Source organism: Actinoplanes hulinensis, assembly GCF_019429605.1.
In the GTDB taxonomy this organism is placed as follows: domain Bacteria; phylum Actinomycetota; class Actinomycetes; order Mycobacteriales; family Micromonosporaceae; genus Actinoplanes; species Actinoplanes campanulatus.
The window spans coordinates 216106-235963 of the sequence record NZ_JAHXZI010000009.1; the positions used below are offsets into that span (position 1 = coordinate 216106).

The 19858-nt window shown below is 69.6% G+C and carries 18 protein-coding genes; 8 read left to right on the forward strand and 10 right to left on the reverse strand.

The genetic code is table 11. The features are described from left to right. Window positions 1–176: 176 nt before the first annotated feature. Complete coding sequence (locus KZ829_RS18860; RefSeq protein WP_220145224.1) at window positions 177–746, reverse strand: hypothetical protein; 570 nt, start codon at window positions 744–746, stop codon at window positions 177–179. Between the two features lie 112 nt (window positions 747–858). On the opposite strand from KZ829_RS18860, the gene KZ829_RS18865 reads away from it, so the two are divergent. From KZ829_RS18865 to KZ829_RS18885, 5 genes are all read left to right on the forward strand, one after another. Further along, a complete protein-coding gene (locus tag KZ829_RS18865; protein WP_220145225.1) occupies window positions 859–1476 on the forward strand; it encodes a TetR/AcrR family transcriptional regulator in 618 nt (205 codons plus the stop codon). A 75-nt stretch (window positions 1477–1551) separates the two neighbouring features. Further along, entirely contained in the window at window positions 1552–3051 is a 1500-nt protein-coding gene (locus tag KZ829_RS18870) for an FAD-dependent monooxygenase (protein WP_220145226.1), read from the forward strand. A gap of 51 nt (window positions 3052–3102) precedes the next feature. After that, window positions 3103–3432 carry a nucleoside triphosphate pyrophosphohydrolase family protein gene (locus KZ829_RS18875; protein WP_220145227.1) on the forward strand — a complete coding sequence of 110 codons (330 nt, stop codon included), beginning with the start codon at window positions 3103–3105 and terminating at the stop codon, window positions 3430–3432. 138 nt (window positions 3433–3570) lie between these two features. Further along, window positions 3571–4065 (forward strand): SigE family RNA polymerase sigma factor, encoded by a 495-nt coding sequence (locus KZ829_RS18880; protein WP_308285561.1) that lies wholly within the window; start codon window positions 3571–3573, stop codon window positions 4063–4065. 3 nt (window positions 4066–4068) lie between these two features. Then, window positions 4069–4896, forward strand: coding sequence for a hypothetical protein (locus KZ829_RS18885; protein ID WP_220145229.1), 828 nt, complete (start codon window positions 4069–4071; stop codon window positions 4894–4896). A 170-nt stretch (window positions 4897–5066) separates the two neighbouring features. Here KZ829_RS18885 and KZ829_RS18890 read toward each other — a convergent pair whose 3' ends face one another. Further along, window positions 5067–6023, reverse strand: a complete 957-nt coding sequence (locus tag KZ829_RS18890) for a helix-turn-helix transcriptional regulator (protein ID WP_220145230.1) — start codon at window positions 6021–6023, stop codon at window positions 5067–5069. A gap of 36 nt (window positions 6024–6059) precedes the next feature. Between KZ829_RS18890 and KZ829_RS18895 the strand changes: the two genes are divergently transcribed. Beyond that, window positions 6060–6515 (forward strand): RidA family protein, encoded by a 456-nt coding sequence (locus KZ829_RS18895; protein ID WP_308285562.1) that lies wholly within the window; start codon window positions 6060–6062, stop codon window positions 6513–6515. A gap of 81 nt (window positions 6516–6596) precedes the next feature. Here KZ829_RS18895 and KZ829_RS18900 read toward each other — a convergent pair whose 3' ends face one another. From KZ829_RS18900 to KZ829_RS18925, 6 genes are all read right to left on the reverse strand, one after another. Continuing rightward, window positions 6597–9929: an MGH1-like glycoside hydrolase domain-containing protein gene (locus KZ829_RS18900; protein ID WP_246635845.1), complete on the reverse strand. Its 3333-nt coding sequence runs from the start codon at window positions 9927–9929 to the stop codon at window positions 6597–6599. Continuing rightward, entirely contained in the window at window positions 9926–11356 is a 1431-nt protein-coding gene (locus KZ829_RS18905; RefSeq protein ID WP_220145231.1) for a glycoside hydrolase family 43 protein, read from the reverse strand. Before KZ829_RS18905 ends, KZ829_RS18900 begins: the two co-directional genes overlap by 4 nt. Before the next feature lie 64 nt (window positions 11357–11420). Beyond that, window positions 11421–13841, reverse strand: coding sequence for a beta-L-arabinofuranosidase domain-containing protein (locus KZ829_RS18910; protein ID WP_246635846.1), 2421 nt, complete (start codon window positions 13839–13841; stop codon window positions 11421–11423). A 363-nt stretch (window positions 13842–14204) separates the two neighbouring features. Further along, window positions 14205–14450 (reverse strand): hypothetical protein, encoded by a 246-nt coding sequence (locus tag KZ829_RS44900; RefSeq protein WP_220145233.1) that lies wholly within the window; start codon window positions 14448–14450, stop codon window positions 14205–14207. 1 nt (window position 14451) lies between these two features. Beyond that, window positions 14452–14847: a maleylpyruvate isomerase N-terminal domain-containing protein gene (locus KZ829_RS44905; RefSeq protein WP_220145234.1), complete on the reverse strand. Its 396-nt coding sequence runs from the start codon at window positions 14845–14847 to the stop codon at window positions 14452–14454. 11 nt (window positions 14848–14858) lie between these two features. Continuing rightward, window positions 14859–15467: a TetR/AcrR family transcriptional regulator gene (locus KZ829_RS18925; RefSeq protein ID WP_308285563.1), complete on the reverse strand. Its 609-nt coding sequence runs from the start codon at window positions 15465–15467 to the stop codon at window positions 14859–14861. Window positions 15468–15505: 38 nt separating this feature from the next. On the opposite strand from KZ829_RS18925, the gene KZ829_RS18930 reads away from it, so the two are divergent. Both KZ829_RS18930 and KZ829_RS18935 read left to right on the forward strand, forming a co-directional pair. After that, the gene (locus tag KZ829_RS18930) at window positions 15506–16360 is read left to right on the forward strand and encodes a Vgb family protein (protein WP_246635848.1); all 855 of its coding nucleotides are present in this window, start codon (window positions 15506–15508) and stop codon (window positions 16358–16360) included. 235 nt (window positions 16361–16595) lie between these two features. Beyond that, a complete protein-coding gene (locus tag KZ829_RS18935; protein WP_220145236.1) occupies window positions 16596–17609 on the forward strand; it encodes a hypothetical protein in 1014 nt (337 codons plus the stop codon). Here the strand turns inward: KZ829_RS18935 and KZ829_RS18940 are convergent. Together KZ829_RS18940 and KZ829_RS18945 are read right to left on the reverse strand one after the other, a co-directional pair. Next, on the reverse strand, window positions 17534–18037 hold the full coding sequence (locus KZ829_RS18940) for a hypothetical protein (RefSeq protein WP_220145237.1): 504 nt from the start codon (window positions 18035–18037) through the stop codon (window positions 17534–17536). The two genes, KZ829_RS18935 and KZ829_RS18940, sit on opposite strands and share 76 nt — an antisense overlap. A 223-nt stretch (window positions 18038–18260) precedes the next feature. Beyond that, window positions 18261–19799 (reverse strand): MDR family MFS transporter, encoded by a 1539-nt coding sequence (locus KZ829_RS18945; RefSeq protein ID WP_443611884.1) that lies wholly within the window; start codon window positions 19797–19799, stop codon window positions 18261–18263. Window positions 19800–19858 lie beyond the last annotated feature (59 nt).

Below are 19858 nucleotides of genomic sequence, written 5' to 3' on the forward strand. Positions count from 1 at the left end.
TTCGTACACCGGACGAGCCGTCAGACGAGGACGAGGACGACCTCGATTTGGATCTTGCAGATACCGTTGGGTGAGGAGCATCCTCGCGTACAGGACGCGGTGTCGGTGCGGGCCGCCCCGCACATCTTGGGCGCCTCGCACGCATTGAGGAGCCTCGTACTCGTGGACGGTGTCGGCTACCGCGGTAGGTAGGCCAGCAGCCCGACATCCGGGTGGTCGATGCCCGGTTGGCCGAGTGCGCGCAGGTCGGCCTCGACGTCGGCACGGTTCAGAACGCCCGCCCGGACCGCCTGGTATCGCACGATCGCGTAGAGGAACACGTCCAGGTTGTCGAACCTGGTGTCCGCCTCGATGACCTGCTCCTCGTGAAACCAGACCGCGACCTGCCCATTGGTCAGCACCACGTAATAGTTGCCGCCTCCGTCGAAACCGATCGACCACACATCGTCGTCGGAGAGGGCTGTTTCGTAGTCACTGTCGAGAATGTCGCATCCGTTATCGGCGAATTCGAAGCCGTACGAGTCGTCGCTGACGTCGAGAACCCTTGGCAGGGTGCCTGACCGGACCTTGCGGTCGAAGCCTTCCAGCGCCGCCGCGGCGCCTCCCGGCAGTCTTTCCAGGAACGGCGCGACCGGGCGGATCTGGTTGCTCAGCGCGACCGAAGGGCGGTCAGGAAACCATCGGGCCAGGTCGGCGTCAAAATCGCGCTCGCCGTATCCGGCCAGTCTTTCGACAGTCACAGGCATCCGTACAAGGTAGGGGGTAAATGGTGGGCGCGGCGCACCGGCTGTGGCGTGATCCCAATTATTGCGTGCCACGCATCTTTGCGGGGCACGCAATAATTGCTACTGTGGGGACATGACGGGGCTGCGCGAACGCAAGAAGGCCGAGACCCGGGCGGCCCTCGGCTGGGCCGCGATCCACCTCACCGCCGAGCGCGGCTACGACAACGTCCGCGTCGAGGACATCGCCGACGCGGCCGGGGTCTCCGCGCGCACCTTCAACAACTACTTCTCCAGCAAGGCCGAGGCGATCGCCTCCCGTCACCTCGACCGCAGCATGCGCACGGCGGCCGCGCTACGTGAGCGCCCTACCGAAGAACCGCTCTGGGAGGCGCTCACCGCCGCCGCGCTGGAGCAGTTCACGCGCGGTCCGGAGGTCGAGGCGATGCCGTCGCCCGCGCACGCGCAGTGGGTGGCCGGCGTCCGCGCCATGCTCGCCGAGCCCGCGTTGCAGGGTGAGCGGCTGCGCGCCGCCGCGGTCGCCGAGGCCGAACTGGCGGCCGCGGTCGCCGAGCGCACCGGCACCGACCTCGCCACCGACATGTATCCGCGGCTCGTCGCGGCCGCCGCCGGCGCGGCTGTCGGCGTCGCCATGCAGCACTTCCTGGACAGCGCCGACCCACCCCCGATCGATCGCCTCATCATCGACGCGTTCGCTCAGGTCGCCGCCGGGCTCCCGCCGCCGGCTCGCTAGCAGCCACTCCTTCTTACTCCCGCGGCCGGCCCGGCCCGCCGCGGCGATGACGCACGCCCCGAAGGGATCACGATCATGCTTGATGTCCTCGTTGTCGGCGCCGGCCCCAACGGCCTCATGCTCGCCTGTGAACTGGCGCTCGCCGGCGTCCACCCCGTCGTCCTCGAACGCCATCCCGCGCCCACCGGCGAACCTCGCGCCAACGGCCTCGTCGGGCAGGTCGTGCGCCTGCTCGACCGGCGTGGCCTCTACACCCCGCTCAGCGGTGACAGCGCCCCGCCGGCGCCGCAGCCGGCGTTCACGTTCGGCGCGTTCCCGCTGGATCTCACGGTGCTCGACGAGAATCCGCACTACGTGCTCGGTGTGCCGCAGGCGCAGTTGGAGGCCGGTCTCGCGGCCCGGGCCGCCGAGCTGGGTGTCGAGGTGCGCCGCGGCCACGAGGTCGCCGACCTCCGTCAGGGCCCGGATGCGGTCGAGGTCGTCCTCGCCGACGGTACGCGGCTCACCTCCCGTTTCGTCGTCGGCGCCGACGGGGGCCGTAGTGTGGTGCGCCGCCTGGCCGGTATCGACTTCCCGGGTGTCACCAACGACCGGTCGGTCTCCCGTACCGCCACCGTGACCGTGCCCGGGTCCGCCCTGGATCCCGCGACCGGTGGTCTGCTCGTTCCCGGCTACGGGGTGGTCCCGCCGTTCATGCACACCCGGACCCCGCGTGGCCTGATCGCCTGGGCGCCGTTCCCGGGCCGCCCGGCGATCCTGAGTACGACGGAGTGGCCTGACGTGCCGGCCGGTGACGAGACGCCGATGAGCCTGGCGGAGCTGCGCGCCAGCGTCGCCCGGGTGCTCGGCGCCGACGTCCCGATCGGCGCGAGTGAGGGTGCCGGCCTGCTGCGGCGGCTGACCGGCGGGAACACGCGGATCGCCGCCCGCTACCGCGACGGCCGGGTGCTGCTGGTCGGCGACGCCGCGCACGTGCACCCGGCGATCGGTGGTCCCGGCCTCAACCTGGGTTTGCAGGATGCCGCCAATCTGGGGTGGAAGCTGGCCGCCACGGTGCGGGGCTGGGCGCCGGCGGGGCTGCTCGACACGTACGAGACGGAGCGCCGCCCGGTCGCCGAACGGGTCGTCATGTCGACGCAGGCGCAGTCGGCGCTGATCGGCCCGGGCGACGACATCACCGGGCTGCGGGGCCTGTTCGCGGAGTTGCTGCGCAAGCCGGAGGTGACCGGGCACATCGCGGCGCTGATGTCCGGCGCGGATGTCGCCTATCCGGCCGATCCCGCCGATCCGCTGGCCGGGCGTTGCGCGCCGGACGTGGTGGTGCACGGTGACGGCGCTCCGGTGCGCCTGGCAGAGCTGACCCGTACGGCCCGGCCGTTGCTGCTGGATTCCACGGGGACGTACGCCGAGGTCGCCGCCGGATGGCGGGATCGCGTCGACGTGGTCACCGGCCCGCTGGAGGGCACGGCCGCGACCGCGCTGCTCGTGCGGCCCGACTGCTTCGTCGCCTGGTCGGCCGGTGACGCGGGCACGCTGCGCGCCGCGCTCACCGGCCACTTCGGCGGTCCGTGTTGACCGGGGCCCTGGTCAGGGCCCTGTTCCGGAAGCTGGGCATACTGGTGCGCCGTGGACCTGGACGAGTATCAGCGCGGCGCTCTGCGTACCGCCGCTTCGCGTGACAAGAAGAACGAGCTTCTGCATCTGGTGCTCGGGCTGGTCGGTGAGTCCGGCGAGGTCGCCGAGAAGTTCAAGAAATGGGTACGGGACCTCGACAGTGACGAGACGCGCATCGACCGCGCGGATATCGCCAAGGAACTCGGTGACGTGCTCTGGTATGTGGCGGTCCTCGCCGACTACCTGGATCTCTCGCTGGACGACATCGGCACCGCGAACCTGGCCAAACTCGCCAGTCGCCAGACCCGTGGCGTGCTGGGCGGCAGCGGCGACGACCGCTGACTCAGGCCACGACGTCGAGCAGGTCCCCGCTGTCCAGGACGGACTTGAGCCGCCGTTGCGGCGGTGGGGACGGAAATCGGGATGCAACCTTCCGGTGCACTGGGGAGTAGAAGGGGTGATCGATCGACAGGAGGCGTAGTGATCCGATCCGACTGGGAGAACCAGTTCGTCGAATATTTTCGGGTACGGGCGCAGCCGCTGCGCCGGCTCGCCTACGCACTGTGCGGCGACTGGCACACCGCCGAGGATCTCGTACAGCTGACGTTCGTGCGCCTCTACCGGCGCTGGCCGCGGCTGCGCGACGAGTCAGTGGACGCGTACGCCCGCAAGATCGTGGTCAACGCGTTCCTGACGCACCGGCGTGACCGGCGGCGGGAGTCACTGATGGCCGAGCCACCCGAACGGGCGGCCGGCGGCGCCGACCCGGCCGAGACGCTGGCGATCCGGCGGGCGCTGGCCGATCTGGCGCCACGCCAGCGGGCCGCGGTGGTGCTGCGCTATCTGGAGGATCTGCCGGTCACGGAGGTCGCCGCCCTGCTCGGCATCACCGAGGGCACGGTCAAGAGCCAGACCGCAAGGGCCATTCAATCCATGCGTACGGCGTTGCACGGCGCCGCGCTCACCAGGGAGTAGCCGATGCGGGAAGTCGACATGCGAGAAGCGCTCGAGACGTACGCGAGTGACGGCGAACCGGCGATGGGCCTGACCGCCGCCGGGATCCTGACCGCGGGCCGGCGTTCGCGCCGTAACCGGCGGCTGGCCGGTGTCGCCGGCGCCGGGCTCGTGGCCGTGCTGGCCGGGATGGGTGGGGTCATGGTGTCCGGCACTGATGACACCGGTCCGGCGTTCGGGGCGGCCGGTCCGTGCCCGTTCCCGCCCGGCACTCGCCCGCCCGGGGCGTACGCGGCCGACAAGCCGCTGTCGCCGGAGCTGGTGGAGTGGGCCGCCACGAGCGTGACCTGTCATCTCAACGAGGAGCTGCCCCGCCTGCTGCCCAAGGCGCGATACGCCCAGGTGCCGGGTGTGGAGGCCGGGCCGTTGATCGGGTTCGGTCTCGGTGGCGAACCGCCGTGGGGTAACCGGGTGGATGCGCTGGCCCTGGTCCGCGACGCCGAGGGAACCGGCGACCTGACGGTCACCGTCGGCGTGGCGGACCCGTCGACGGGTGCCGAGGCGGAGGACGAGTGCCGGCGTACGCGGGTCGGGAGATGCACCGTGCGCAACGGCCCGGACGGGGTGACCGTGCTGGTGGGCACCGAGGCCGACGACACTCCCGCCGGCGAGCCGCGCAACTGGATCGTCCGGGTCTACCGGGGACACAGCGAGATCTATGTGCAGGCGTCGAACACCGATCGGCAGCCGGTCGACAGTGGCGCCCCGGCCAGGACGCGCCCGGAGCCGATCCTCTCCGAGGACCAGGCGGTGGCGCTGGCGCTCTCCCCGGAGCTGTTCCTGTTCCCCTGAGGACCACGGGCGAACGCTGAGGCCGGCATTCGCCCGCGGTCCTCAACCCTGACGTGGCTCAGCTGTGGAATCCCATGTGTGACCCGGGACGGGTTCGTGTCGCTGTGTGTCGGGGCAGCGGTAGCGGGGGACGGATTCGGGCAGTGGGGTGTGGTGACCGCGCTGTTTCTCTAGGCCGGAGTTCGGTAGCGGGAGGCGAGGGTGGTGGCTCGCTCGTGCAGGGCGGCGCGCAGAGACGGCGGGGCGAGGGCTTCGGCGGCGGTGCCGAGTTGCCACAGCGCCCAGACGGCGTGACGCAGGTCCTGGTAGGTGACGTCGAGGCGGAGCCGGCCGTCGGGGCCGGGGGCTTCGGCGCGGACGGCGACGGCGGTGGTGAGCAGGTCGTCGCGGCGGCTCGGGTCGACCAGGACCTGTACGGCGATGTGGTCGTCGGACAGGAACCGGGCGGACCGTTCCCGCCAGGCCCGGTCGAGGTCGACCCGGTCGTCTCGCTGGGCCGGTTCGGGGAGTTCCTCGGCGGCGAGGACGCGTGACAGCCGGTAGGTGCGGTCGGCGCCGTTGCGGGTGGCCAGCAGGTAGCCGCGGTCGCGGACGGTGACCAGGCCGATCGGGTCGACGGTGCGCCATTGCGGGGGCCGGCCGGTGGCGGCGTAGTGGATGCGCAGCCGGTGCCCGGCGAGCACGGCGCGCCGTACCTCGGTCAGGGTGGCGGTGGGGATCGGGTCGGTGACCGGGCGGCGCGACAGCAGGTCGGTTTCCGGTTCGACGAGCAACCGTTGGGCGGCGTCGCCGGCGAGGGCCTGGTGGCTTTCCGGGAGCGCGTCGACGATTTTGCGCATGGCGGAGGCGAGGGCCGGGCCGAGGCCGAGCCCGGATCCTGCGGTGAGCAGGGCGAGGGCTTCGTCGTGGTTGAGGCCGGTGAGTGGGGTGCGGAAGCCGGGGAGCAGGGCGAATCCGCCGTGGCGGCCGCGTTCGGTGTAGACCGGGACGCCGGCGGCGGACAGGGCTTCGATGTCGCGCAGCACGGTCCGGGTGGACACCTCCAGCTCGCGGGCCAGGGTGTCGGCGGTCAGGCGGCCGCGCCGGCGCAGCAGCAGGACGAGGGAGACCAGCCGGTCGGCGCGCATCCGCGAACCCTATCGGAATACATGACAGGAGGTGTCGTGATTGACGGGCAGGCTCGCCATTGCCCGTACGAAATGGAATGGAGCTTCAAGGTGGCAGTGCAGCGAGTGGCCGTCAATCCGTGGCCGTGGTCGGTGGCGTTGGGTTTCAACCAGGGTGAGCTGGTGTCCGGGCAGACCCGGACGCTGTATTGCTCGGGGCAGACGGCGATGGACGCCGACGGTAGGCCGCAGCATGACGGTGACATGGCCGCGCAGGTGACGACGTGTCTCGACAATCTGGAGGCCGTGTTGACGGCGGCGTCGATGTCGTTGACGAATGTGGTGCGGCTCAATGTGTACACCGTCAATGTTGACGAGTTGTTCCCGCACTACGGGGTGCTGGCGTCACGGCTTGCGGCGGCCGGGGTGGCGCCGGCCACGACCATGCTGCAGGTGACGCGGCTGGCGCTGCCCGGTCAGCTGGTGGAGCTGGAGGCGACGGCGGTCGGGTAGCCGATGTGGGCCAGGCCGGCGGCCGGCCGGGGTTGAGCCGGTGCCGCCCGGGACCGAACCGGCCCCGGGCGGCACGACCCGTCAGGGTGCGAAGGCTTTCACCTCCAGCAGGCCGACGGAGGCGGCGCCGCTGGTCAGGGCCACCCTCAGGCGGGTGGTGCCGACCGGGCCGAAGGTGACGGTGTTGTACTGGTTGGCGGCGATCGGGTAGCCGCTGGCGGACGGCACGTCGACGTAGGCGCTGCCGTCCCAGTACTGCAGTTTCCACGAGGCGGGCAGGTCGATGCCCTGGTTGTCGTCGAAGAAGTACACCTGCGCGGATCGCAGGTTCTGTGCGGTGGGCCAGGTGAGTTCGGCCCACTGCTGGCCCTGGTTGGGCCAGGTTCCCCAGCGCGGGTTGACGGTGTCGTTCGACGACGGTGGTTCGGCGCCGTCGTTGATGGCGGCGACGCTCTCCCACGCCGAGGTATAGGAGGCGCTGGGTGTGGCCGAGGCCGCGAGGTTGGGGTTCGGTGGCGGCACGGTGCCCTGCCCGTACACCTTCACTTCGGTGAGGCCGGTTTTCGGCGTACCGGAGGGTTGGGTGAATTGCAGGCGCAGCCTGGTGGTGTTGACCGCGGTGAAGGTGACCTTGTTCAGGTTCGCTTGCGGTGCGGCCGGTGTTTTCGCCTGTGAGGCGGTGTTCACCCAGGCGCTGCCGTTCCAGTACTGGACGTTGTAGGCGGTCGGTGGCCGGTAGCGGTTGGTGGCCCGGTCGTTGCGGAAGTGGATCCAGGCTTCGCTGACCGTGCGCTCGCTGCTGAAGGTGATGTCGTAGGTGTCGGTGGCGTTGGCGCTGCCGTAGCTGCCCCACAGCGGTGAGTTGGTGGGCAGGCCGTCGACGGCGCCGCCGGCCGACGTGCCGGAGGTGGTGTAGGAGGCGGACACGGTCGCGCCGCTGGCCAGATTCGGGCGGGTGGAGCTCAGGTCGACACCGGCCTTGGCGAAGACGTCGACCATGCGGCTGCTGCTCTGCACCACGTTCTGCGGTGCTTGCAGGGCCGGGAACGCGGTGCTGAACGCGACCGTGCCGGTGGTGGTGACCGCGCCGGTGGCCGGGTTGTAGGTGAACGGCGCCAGCTGGTTGAGCGTGGCGACGCGGGTGCCGTCGAGGTAGATGGAGTAGCCCTGCGGCACCCCGTTGTACCTGGTCACACCGTCGGACGGGTCGTCCCAGACGATCGACAGGTTGGCGTTGCGGTAGCGCAGGTTGTTGACCGCGAAGTGGCTCCACCCGATGTTGATCGGGGACAGCTGGATCTGGGTGTCGTTACGCGGCCGGAGCCCGGCGACGTCCTCGATGATCGTCCAGTTGCTGCTGCCGAGGATGTTGTGGTGGATCCACGACCGGTAGGTGACGGCGCTGCCGTTCCAGTCGGCCCAGAACTCGTTGGCGTCCGGCCAGTTGGTGTCGCCGCCGACGTACTGCGCCCAGGCGTTCCAGTAGAGCAGTTTCTTGTAGTCCTCGCTGGTCATCCACGTGTTCGGGTAGTTGCGCAGCACCTGGGAGTAGAGCCGGAACTGCACGGTGGAGTTGATGGTGGAGAAGTTGTTGCTGCCCGGGTTCCCGGCGGCCGCGGCGGCGGCCTTGTCGACCTGGTTGGCGGTGTAGAACGGGAAGATCGGGTATTGGGCGGCGTCGGCGAACAGTCGCAGCGCCTCCCGGTACTGGGCGGTGTTCGGCATCAACCCGACCGCGTACGGGTAGTAGTTGTTGATCTCCTTCCACGGCACGTGTGTATTCGTCGACACGTGCTTGTGTTCCAGGAGCTGACGAGACGGATTCCACAACGTGTTGATGACACCGTTGCGGATGCGGTCGGCGAGTGTCTGCATCTCGGTGGCCTTGGCCGTGTTGCCGGCCAGCGTGTAGGCGTCGCGGGCGGCGTTGGCGGCGCTCCACACGTAGGCGGTCTCGGCCCGGTCCAGGTTGCCGGCGCGCCAGTGGAACGAGACGGCGTCGGCGTCGTTGCCGGTCATCGCGCCCCAGTCGTACTCGATGACGCCGTTGTTGTTGGTGTCGTAGGTGGCGAGCTGGCCTTTCGCGTCGCCTTCGGCGTAGCGGGCGAAGTTGGTCAGCATGGCCGGCTGGCCGCCGTGGATCTGGTAGGCGCGCCAGGCGGCTTCGGCGATGTACTGGGTGTACGAGTTGGACCAGTTCTCCGGGTCGCCGGGGTTGTCCATGAACCGGCCGTTCGCCGAGTACTGGCCGACCGCCAGGTAGGGGCCGTAGGAGTATTCCGGGCTCCGCAGGTACTTCAGGTCGTCGATGTGCATCGGCTGGGTGAGCGCGATCGCGTTGTTGTAGCCGGTGACGCCCTCGATCGACTGCGGGAACTGGAAGTCCTGGCCGGGGATGTCGGCGTCGAGGTGGTTGAACCGCATCAGCCACCAGCGGTAGTAGATGTTCTTCTTGATCGCGGCGTCCGGGACGTCGATGTAGGGCACGTTGTCGGCCCACCACCGGTTGTAGTCGCGGACGTGGGTGGCGAACGCGTCGGCGGCGCTGCGGGCCCGGTAGGCGTCGTACTCGGTGCGGGAGGCGGGGATCTCGGTGGCGACCAGGCCGAGCTGCACCTTGGCGGTCACGGTCTGCCCGGCGCCGACCGTGACCGACCGGGTGAGGCTGCTGCCGGAGGCGGTGAAGCCGTCGCCGGAGAACCGCGGGTACAGCGTGGTCAGGTTGTTCTTGACGGCGCGGGTGCCGGTGAGCTCGCTGCCGCTGACGGTGGTCGCGTACGGCGAGGTGGCGGTCAGCGTCAATGTCGACGACGCGCTGCCGGTGTTGACGACGGCGACGTTGGTGATCAGCACGTTGTTGTGCGTGATGAACTTGGTGACCTCCAGGCGGATGCTGCCGCTGGTGTGCACGCTGCGCCAGTGGCTGGGGGTCTGCCGCCGTTGGGCGACCTGTTCGGTGAACGTGCCGGTCGACGCGGTGATCGCGTAGGCGTTCTGGCTGGAGATGTTGTCCCAGTAGGCGGTGTTGCCGCCGAACCCGATCACCGCCGGGTTGTGCGTGTACATGAACGCGGCGCGGCCGCGGCTCATCAGCCAGGTGCCGGCCGGATCGTTGCCGGTGCGGGCCAGCAGCCGGTCCATCCAGAAGTCGGTGCCGGCGGCCTCGGCGTCGTAGATGGCGCGCATGGTGTCGCCGGTGGAGTAGCCGACCGGCGGCGCCGGGATCGAGCCGGCGTTGCCGAAGGTGGGGAATCCGATGGGTTGCGCCGCGTGCGCCGGCCGCGGGCTCACCGCCAGCGACGCCAGGATCAGAATCAGGATCGAGGTGTACGCGCGGAGCCGGCGCACGACCGCACGCGCCCCGGTCCCGCCGGATCCGGCCCGGTCACGTCGTCTCTTGAAGGGGCCGCTCATGACTGGAACGCCTTCCACTCGAGCACACCGGTCGAGTAGCCGCTGCGTGACGTGATCTGCAGCCGCAGCCTTGTCGTGTTGACCGCATTGAACGTGGTGACGTTCTCCACGTTGCCGGCGACGCCACATGTTGACTGGCCGGTGACGGCTACATATTGACTGCCGTTCCAGTACTGCAGTGCACATGAGGCGGGCAGGTCGATGCCCTGGTTGTCGTCGAACCAGTACACCGAACTCTTGTTGATCGACTGGGCGGCCGGCCACTGGTATTCGATCCACTGGGTGCCCTGCTGCGGCCAGTTGCCGTAGGCGAGGTTCGACCGGTCCTGCGAGTTGGCCGGTGTCCCGCCGTTGTTGATCGCCGACAGGTTCTCCCACGCCGACACGTAGGACGTGGACGCGGTGGCGGACGGCCCGAGGTTGGTGCCGGTGCCCCCGCCGCCGCCGGGGTTCGCCGGCGGCCCGGTGGTCGTCTGCACGACCGGCTGGATCGTGCCGTCAGCGTTGAAGTACAGCCGGTCGACCGCCACCGACCTGCGGAAGTTGCCGCCGCCGGGCGCGTTGGCGTTGTGGTAGACGATGTACCACTGCCCGTTGAACTCGACGATGCCGGCGTGGTTGGTCGTCGACGACACCTGCCCGAGCACGATGCCCCGGTGTGTCCACGGGCCCATCGGGTTGGTCGCGGTCGCGTACCGCTGGCAGGCGTAGTTGGAGTTGGTGACGCAGCCGCTGGTGTCGTTGGCGGCGTACATCATGTAGTAGAGGCCGCCCCGTTTGAACATCCACGGCGCTTCCCAGAAGTTCGTCAGCCCGGTCGGTGTGACCACCGACCCCACCGTGTCGATCATGTTGCTGGCCAGCCGGACGGCACGGGGCCCCCAGTAGCCGCCCCAGTACATGTAGGCCTGCCCGTCGTCGTCGACGAACACGGTCGGGTCGATGTTGAGGCCCGACGAGTTGGCGGTGCCGTCGCTGATCAGCGGCCCGCCCTTCGCGTCGGTGAACGGCCCGAGCGGGCTGTCGCCGACGGCCACGCCGATGTTCATCCACCCGGCGCCGTTGCCGTTGATCGACGTGTACCAGTAGTACTTGCCGTTGCGGGGCTCCACTTCGCTGGCCCACGCGTCGGCGCCCGCCCACGGAAACGTGGCGATGTTGGCCTTCGCGCCGTGGTGGGTCCAGGTGGCCGCGTCGGTCGACGACAGCACGTGCCATTCGCGCATCTGGAAGTTGGTGCCGCCGGTGGGCGCCTCGTCGCGGCCGGCGTAGATGTACATGGTGTTACCGACGACCAGGGGCGCCGGGTCGGCGGTGTAGATGCTGGTGATGATCGGGTTGGCGGCCTGTGCCGGGGTGGCGACGGCTATCGCCGCGGCTGCGGTGACCAGCGCACATACTGCCGCCGGCCATCTTCTTCTGGACATCCGACTCTGCCTTTCTCGACGAGCCTTGCAACGGGGACGGGGAGGTAGGGGGCCGCGCGGCGGTTCACTGGCCGGTGGAGTGCAGCTGGGCGATCTCGGCCGCGGTCAGCGCCCGGCTGTGGATCCGGAAGCTGTCGACGGCCGCGGTCAGGTACGGGTCGCCGGTGTACTGGGAGCGGCCGATCCAGTTCTGGGTGGTGGACGGCAGCGCGGACGGCCGTACCGTCAACGCGCTGTTGCGGGCCACCTCGGCGCCGTTGACGTAGAGGATGCCGAGGTTGCCGGTGTGGGTGACGGCGACGTGGGTCCACGTGCCGGTGGGCAGGGCGGCGGGCGCGTTGATGCGCTGTTCGCCGCCGGAGCCGGTGCTGGTGATGGCGTACCGGGCGGTGCCGGCGCTGCTGCGCGGGGTGAGGAACAGGTAGGCGCCGGTGCCGGTGCCGAAGTCGAAGACCCGGGTCCAGGTGGCGGCCGTGTCGATGCGGACCCAGGTGGCGATGGTGTACGCGGTGACGCCGGCGACGATTCCGGCGGGCAGGCTGACGTGCCCGTTGGTGCCGTTCAGCAGCACGGCGTTGCCGCTGCGCCCGGTGGTGCGGGTGACGCCGCCGGCCAGGGTGCCGGTCCAGCCGTTGCCGGTGGCGTCGGCCACGGTCGTGCCGGAGGCCTCGTCGAACGGGTAGCGGGCCTCGCGCGGGGTGGTGCTGGTGACGTTCCAGTAGACGGAGTAGCGCTGGCCGTGGGTCTTGTAGAAGGGTCGCAGCAGCACCGATCCGGCCGTGTACTCCAGGGGTGTGCCGGTCGGCTGCGGGGTGCCGGACAGGGTGGGCAGGGCGGTCAGGTTGTTGGTGCCGAACTGTCCGGCGAGCACGATCGGCCCGTGTCTGACCGCGCGTACCGACGGGTTGTCCGGGGTGGGTTCCAGGGCCAGCGCCATGGGCAGGGTGACGTCGACGACGTCGCCGCCGGCCCAGGTGCGGTTGATCGACAGGTAGGTGCCGGGGGTGGGCGTGCCGGTGAGCACGCCGTTGAGGCGGACCTGGGCGCCGCTGGTCCAGGAGGGGATGCGGATGCGCAGGTCGATCGCGCCGGAGCCGGTGACGGTGAGCCGGGTGGTGGGGCTCTCCGGGTAGGTGGTGTCCTGCTGGACCGTGATGCCACGGCCGGGCCACGTCAACGTGGACGAGATGAACAGGTTGACGTACAGGATCGTGTTGTTGACGAAGTAGATGCTGTCGGCGAACTTGGTGTTGGTCTCCATGCCGGTGCCGTGGCAGCAGGTGAAGTTGTCGTAGTCGTTGCTGTACGTCTTGATCCCGCCGGCACGCAAAGGCACGTAGTAGCAGTGGTGGCCGTGCGCCGAGTTCGGGTTCTGTGCGCCGAGCAGGTGATTGTAGAGCGCCTTCTCGTAGAAGTCCATGAGTTCGGCGGCCCGGCCGGGGTCGGTGAAGAACAGCTGCCGGGTCAGTTTCAGCATGTTGTAGGTGTTGCAGCATTCGCAGGTCGAGTCGGACAGTTCGGCGGCGATACGGTTCGGGGCCTGGAAGTACTCGCCGTTGGAGTTGCCGCCGATGGCGTACGAGTGCTGGCGTACCACGAAGTTCCAGAAGTTGACGGCGATGTCGCGGTAGCGGCTGTCGCCGGTGGCGTGGAACGCGCGGATCGCCGCGATCGCCTTGGGGATCTGGGTGTTGGCGTGGAATCCGGCGAGCGCGTCCACGCCTGCGGCGAGCGGGTCGAGGATCTGGGCGTGGTCGAAGTACTGGGCGGTCGTCAGGTGGGCGGGGTCGTTGCTGAGCTGGTACAGGTTGAACAGGGTCTCGCCGATGCCGCCGAATTCGACGCGCAGCATCTGCTGCCGTTGGGCGAGGGTGAGTCGGCTGTTGCGGGTCTGGATCCAGGCGGCTTTGCGCTGCAGGACGGTCAGGGCCTGGGCGTTGCCGGTGAGCTGGTGCCAGTCGAGCAGCCCTTGCACGATCTTGTGGAGGGTGTAGTAGGGCGCCCACACCTGCTGGCCGGTCTCGACCCGGTCGATGAACGATTCCGGGTACGCCGACAGGTAGCCGTTGGGCCGCTGGCAGAGCGCCAGCTGGGCCACGAGGTAGTCGCCTTTGGCCTGCAGGGTGGTGTCGCCGGTGCCGGCGTAGGCCTGGGCGAGGGCGGTGAGCACGTGGCCGGTGGAGTGGCCGCGCAGTTCGGTGGACGGTGATTCCCAGCCGCCGCACGGGGTGGCGGTCGAGGTGAGCCCGGCGGTGAGCCGGAACATGTGCAGTAGCCGGTCGGCGTTGAGGAACCGCAGGTAGGTGTGGGTGCGGGCGGTGTTGTCGGTGAAGGGGCCGGCGCCGAGGCGGACGGCGGTGAGTGGGAGGCCGTACGCCGAGACGCCGATGTCCGCTCGGGCGGCGTGGGCGGTGCCCGCGGGTAGGATCGCGCCGGCGGCGCCGGCCGCCGAGGCGATCAGTACGGTACGACGGTTGAAACGCAAGAGAACACCTCTGCAATCGACAGACTTCGATGCATGAGCGGGGTTCTCGCCCACAGGTTTTCCCTGTTTCGTGAGCGTGCGGAGCCCATGGGCGATCCCGGCCCATCCGCCCCCGTGATGCGATGCGCCTGCGGCACACGCTGCCTTACGAAAAGGTTTTCGGCAAGATGTCGACCGCGTTACGAAATAGAACTTGGTCGACGTCACCGCGACGAAGCACCGGTTCAGCACAGCCCGTCCAGATTTGAACGACCCGGCCGGCCCGCGACTGTCCAGGGCGACGGTGGGAGCGGTCAAGCCGGGGCAGGCCCGCCGGCGGTGGCCCAGCCGCCCGGGCAGGAGCAGGGGCGGGTGGAAGCGGGCCTACGGCAGGCGGCGGTCCAGCATGGCCACCCCCGGACCGTGCAGGTCCGGCAGCGCCGCCCGCCGCCCGGCCAGCGCCAGCATCATCGCTTCGCCCGGACCGCGCACGACCGGCCCGTCACCCCACGCCCAGTCCAGGTCGGTGCTCTCGAACCTCAGCCCCGCCGGGCGGCGCCGCGGCGTGAAACCGACCGCCCGCCCACCGACCAGGAAGTCGAGGGAGATCCGCAGCCGCTCCGGTCGCAACTCACCGGTCAGGCCCAGCGGCCGCCGGATGTCCTGCTGATAGATCTGCAGATCGGTGAGCGCCCCCGGATAGCCCACGATCGGCGGCCGGAACGGGTTCTCCGCATGCGCGCGCAGGATCGCCGCGAGTTCCCGGGCCGGGCGTGTGGCGGTCGTGGCGGCCAGCCGCGCGTTCGCCTTGTGCACGTTGAACCCGCTGCGCGCCAGCATCCTCAGCGTTGAACCCGCTGCGCGCCAGCATCCTCAGCGCGGTGCCGTTCCCGGTGGCGACCACGGTGACCAGATGCCCGACAACCTCCTTGACCGTCCACGCCGAACACAGGCTCGGCGCGCGCAGTTGCCCGGGTGTCAGCGTGTCGGTGAGGTCGGCGAGGCTGCGGCGTTCGTCGGCGATCATCCCCGTGATGCTCACCCGGGCGACACTGCTCCGGTGACGAAGGCTCCGGCCCGTGCCGCGACGGCCGTGTCCGCGGCCGCCCGCTCGGCCAGCCCTTCGTCCGGGCCGGTCCGCAGCAGCACGAGCTCGTGATACAGCGGGGCGGTCGCGGCGACCAGCAGCCGCCGGGCGTCGGTGCCGGCCGGGATGTCGGCCCGGTCGGCGGCCCGGGCCACGATCACCGCGCACCGTTCGTACCGGTCGGCCCAGAACGCCCGCAGCGCCTCGGCGGCCCGCGCGGACCGGAACGACGCCGCGATCAGCGCCGTGGTGATCGGCGGATCGCCGGTGAGCGCGGCGAACACCTCCCGGTTCAGTGCGGCCAGGTCGCCGTCGAGGGTGCCGGTGTCCGCCGGCCGCCAGTCGTCGCCGGCCGCCGCGGCCAGCACGTCGGCGAGCAGCCCGCCGACGTCGCGCCAGCGCCGGTAGACGGTGGTGCGGTGCACGCCGCAGCCGGCGGCGACCGTGTCGATGCTCAAGCCGTCGTAGCCGTGGTCGACGAGCTGGGTGACGACCGCGTCCAGGACCCGGCGGCGGACGTCGGCGCTGCGGCCGCCGGGGCGGCGGATCGGTCGGTTCACGCTTCCCACCCTAACGCAACATGTGTAGCGTTAGGGTTATGGATATGGTCACCACCCCACCCGGTCCGTATGCGATCACCACCGGCCCCGACCGCGCCCTGTGGTTCACCCTCGTCCACAGCCATCAGGTGGCCCGGCTGAAACCCGGCGGGCAACCACAGACGTACGACCTCGGCCCCGCCACCGGCCCGATGATCATCACAGTGGGCCCGGACGGCGCCCTCTGGTTCACCAGCCGCTCCCACCACATCGGCCGGCTCACCACCACCGGCGACATCGCCCTGTTCACCTCCCCCACCCCGGAGTCCGGCCCCTACGGCATCACCACCGGCCCCGACGGCGCGCTGTGGTTCACCCAGTCCACCGCCGGCCGGATCGCCCGCATCACCACCACCGGCGACATCACCGAATTCCCGGCGACCGGCGGTTTCCCGTCAGCGATCACCGCCGGCCCGGACGGCGCCCTCTGGTTCACCCGCAACCAGGCCAACACCATCGGCCGCATCACCGCCACCGGCGAGGTGACCGATTTCGATCTGCCCACCGCGCAGGCCGGCCCGGTCGGTATCACCGCCGGCCCCGACGGCGCGCTCTGGTTCACCGAGATCCTCGCCGGCCAGATCGGCCGGATCACCACCGACGGCACGATCACCGAGTTCCCGCTGCCCGACCGCGCCGGCCGCCCGCACGCCATCACCACCGGCCCGGACGGCCGCCTCTGGTTCACCGAATGGGCCGGCAACCGGCTCACCACGATCACCGTCGACGGCCACATCGAAGGCCATGACCTGCCCCTGCCCAGCAGCGAACCCCACGGCCTCACCCTCGGCCCCGACAACGCCGTCTGGACCGCACTGGAGATCGGCGCCCTCGTCCGCTCCCCCACCACCTGAGCCGCGAACCCCGCCAACCGCTCAGTGCCATCGCGAATTCGAGAGTTCCGCCGGGTTCCGGGATTGCCACCACCGACTGCTTCCGATACCGGCTCTGTCTGTTCGGGCTGCGGCTGACCTGCAGGTGGACGAAACAACAGATCATCGGCAGGTTCCCCGGGCGGTACCGACACACGGGAACCGTGATATGACATGCCGCGGGCTGCCCGTCCGACAACAGCCGAGAGGATGCTCCGTGAGACTGGCGACGACGGCCGAGTTCAGGCTGCCGGGCAGGGCGGACGGTCCGATACGCGCGGGGTCGTGTCTGATATCCGGCGCCGGGGTGTTCTACGCGGTCGTGTGGTGGGACGGCGGCGCTCGGTACGCGTTGGTGTCGATCGCCGACCGGGTGGTTCAGTCGGTGCTGCTCGACGAGTTGGGTGAACCGTTCGACGTGGCCTATGACGCGCCGGCGCCGGTGCTGCTCGACGACGGCGCATTGGGCGTGATAGTCGATGCCGGCACGCTGCGGGTGTACGAAACCGATCTGCGGCTGCGGCACGAGATCGCGATCGTCGGCGACGACGTGCTGAATCGCTTCGCCAGACACGGGCAGCGACCGCGGGTGACCGCCCACGCGAGCCGAGGCGCATTCGCGGCCGAGCACGTGGTCGTGCTCGATGAGCCGATCACGGTTGGCAACCCGCGATACCTCGCATTCCTGCGCATCGGCGAGACGAACGCGGCCTGGACGCGGATCAGGACTCTCGGCCCGGACGGGTTTCCGGTCGACCGATTCGGCGATGACGAGCTGAACGAAAGCCCCGACGTGTCGGTCAATGGCTGCATCGTCGGTGATGCGGTCGGCTACGGCGACAGTCTGCTGGTCTGCGTGGAAGGCTCGGACGCTTCGAGTGTGCGCAAGTACGGGGCCGACTTCTTCGCCATCACCCGGGTCACGACGGATGGGACGGTGACCGAGCCGCTCTATCAACAATCGGGATGGAAGCGCCGGCCGGGCAAGCACGGCATCAACGGCAAGGTCACCTCCTCGGGTCGCTATGTGCTGCTCACGCCGGTGTTCGCGGCCGGTGAGTGGAAGGGCAGGCAACGCCTGTTCGATCTTGAGACAGGCGAAGTCATCGAACCCGTCCTGCCCCACGGTGCCGCCAAGATGCGGATCGTCGACCATCACGAAGCAGCCTTCTGGCTCAGCGACGGCGCGCAGCGAATCCTGTGTGCCGAGGCTGAGGAACCACACGGATAGGTCGTCACGGACGGATTACTCATTGCGGCCATCTCGTCGATGCTCTCGTCCCAGACGGCCAGGAACTTGGCTTTCCACCCGGCAATGGTGTCAGGGTCGGCCAGGCTGGCCCCGATGTAATTCTGCTTCGCGATAAGGTGGAGCAATTCGAGGTTGCAGGGCGCGGCGACGCCCCAGTACTCGTCAGAAATCCGTGCACACGACTTCGGAAATTGACATCTACCGCCCACGGGAAGGCCCAGGCGTACCCGGACGCCGTCGAGCAGGCCCACACAGAGCACGCGCAGCGCATCGGCGATGGCCTCCCTGCGATCGTGCGTCCCCGGCCCGCCCGCGTCCTCGACTCGATCGGCCCCGAACTGGCCGCGCGGATTCAGGGCCGCGCTCTCGACCGGCCCGGGTAACCGCTCCCGACTTGCATATCCCACATGCCGGAACTGCGGTGAACCGTGAAGTGACCTTCCGCCGACCTGATCCCTTGAGGCAATCACGCCAGGTGCGGGCCTAGATCAACTACTTGGCGTTGTTATTGGTCTGGAACCTACGGACGGACGGGTGAGCTGAGCCGTTTCCTTTGAACGCGGACGTAGCCCCGGACCGGTCGCGATTGACCGGTCCGGGGCTACGTCGTTGGTGGGTCAGGCGCGGCCGTCAGGCCGTGACCGGGGCCTTCGCCTCGGCGGGCGTGTCGCCGGCGTCCTGCGGCTGGTCCTTGTCGGCGGCGAAGCCACGCAGCGGGACGTGCCGGATGGCCAGGGCGACCAGGAGTCCCGCGGCGGCGATGATCGCGGCCCAGGTGAAGACGGCGCCGACGCCGTCGGTGACGGCCTGCTGAAACAGGTGCCGGGCGGCCTCGGGCAGGCTGCGCAGCAGCTCCGGGGTCATCCGCGCCGCCGAGTCTCCCGCGTCACCGGTCGCGGCCACGCCGGCGTTCGAGGTGATGGACCCGGTCAGGGTGTGCGCGTAGATGGAGCCGAGGATGGACACGCCCAGGGAACCGCCCATGTTGCGCAGGAAGGTGGCCGCTCCGGTGGCCGCGCCGATGTCGCGCAGCGGCGCGCTGTTCTGGGCGATGAGCATGGTGGTCTGCATGAGGCAGCCCATGCCGAGGCCGAGCACGACCATGTAGAGGGCGGTGACGGTCTTGCTGGTGTCGGTGCCCATGGTGGCGAACAGGGCGAGCCCGGCGGCCATGAGGACGGTGCCGACGATCGGCAGGACACGGTAGTGGCCGGTCCTGCTGATCAGGGCGCCGCCGGCGAGGGAGGTCACCATCATGGAGACCATCATCGGCATGAGCAGCAGTCCGCTGTTGGTGGCGGACGCGCCCTGCACGAACTGCTGGAACTGGGGCAGGAACGTCATCCCGCCGAACATCGCGAAACCGACGATGAAGCTGAGCGTGCCGGCGAGGGTGAAGTTGCGGTTGCGGAACACCGTCAGCGGCATGATCGGTTCGGCGGCGCGGCGCTCGACGACCACGAACGCGATGAACGCGGCCACGGTCAGCGCGGCCAGGCCGAGGATCTGCGGCGAGCTCCAGTCGTACTCGGTGCCGCCCCAGCTCGTGATCAGCACCAGTGCGGTGATCCACGTGGTGAGCAGCGCCGAGCCGGTCCAGTCGATGCGCGCCTTGCCGGTGCCGCGGGGCAGTTTGGCCAGGGTGAACCAGCAGACGGCCAGGGCGACCACGCCCAGCGGCAGGTTGACGTAGAACGCCCAGCGCCAGTTGAGGTGGTCGGTGATGAAGCCGCCGACGAGCGGGCCGCCGATCATCGCGGCGGGCATGACCGCCATCATCACGCCCTGGTACTTGCCGCGCTCGCGGGGCGGCACGATCTCGGCCAGGATGGCCATGACGCCGACCATGAGGCCGCCGGCGCCGAGGCCCTGCAGGGCGCGGAAGCCGACCAGTTCGGCCATGTTCTGCGACATGCCGCACAGCACGGAGCCGATCAGGAAGATCGCGATGGACGTGATGAAGGTGATGCGGCGCCCGAGCAGGTCACCGAGCTTGCCCCAGATCGGGGTGGCCACGGTCGAGGCCAGGATGTAGCCGGTGGTGACCCAGGCCAGGTGGTTGAGACCGCCGAGATCGCCCAGGATCGTGGGCAGGGCCGGGGCCACGATCATGTTGTCGAGCATGGCGAGCAGCATGGCGATGGCCAGCCCCGCCGTGGTCGCCAGAATCTCGCGGTGGCTGAACCTTGGTGGTGCGGTGTCCGTGGGGTTGGACGTCACGGTGCCTT

Coding starts and splice junctions, on each gene's coding strand:
- KZ829_RS18865 (WP_220145225.1), top strand. CDS start 859: ATGACGGGGCTGCGCGAACGCAAGAAGGCCGAGACCCGGGCGGCCCTC.
- KZ829_RS18885 (WP_220145229.1), top strand. CDS start 4,069: ATGCGGGAAGTCGACATGCGAGAAGCGCTCGAGACGTACGCGAGTGAC.
- KZ829_RS44905 (WP_220145234.1), bottom strand. CDS start 14,847: ATGATCGCCGACGAACGCCGCAGCCTCGCCGACCTCACCGACACGCTG.
- KZ829_RS18870 (WP_220145226.1), top strand. CDS start 1,552: ATGCTTGATGTCCTCGTTGTCGGCGCCGGCCCCAACGGCCTCATGCTC.
- KZ829_RS18930 (WP_246635848.1), top strand. CDS start 15,506: ATGGATATGGTCACCACCCCACCCGGTCCGTATGCGATCACCACCGGC.
- KZ829_RS18860 (WP_220145224.1), bottom strand. CDS start 746: ATGCCTGTGACTGTCGAAAGACTGGCCGGATACGGCGAGCGCGATTTT.
- KZ829_RS18900 (WP_246635845.1), bottom strand. CDS start 9,929: ATGAGCGGCCCCTTCAAGAGACGACGTGACCGGGCCGGATCCGGCGGG.
- KZ829_RS18890 (WP_220145230.1), bottom strand. CDS start 6,023: ATGCGCGCCGACCGGCTGGTCTCCCTCGTCCTGCTGCTGCGCCGGCGC.
- KZ829_RS18905 (WP_220145231.1), bottom strand. CDS start 11,356: ATGTCCAGAAGAAGATGGCCGGCGGCAGTATGTGCGCTGGTCACCGCA.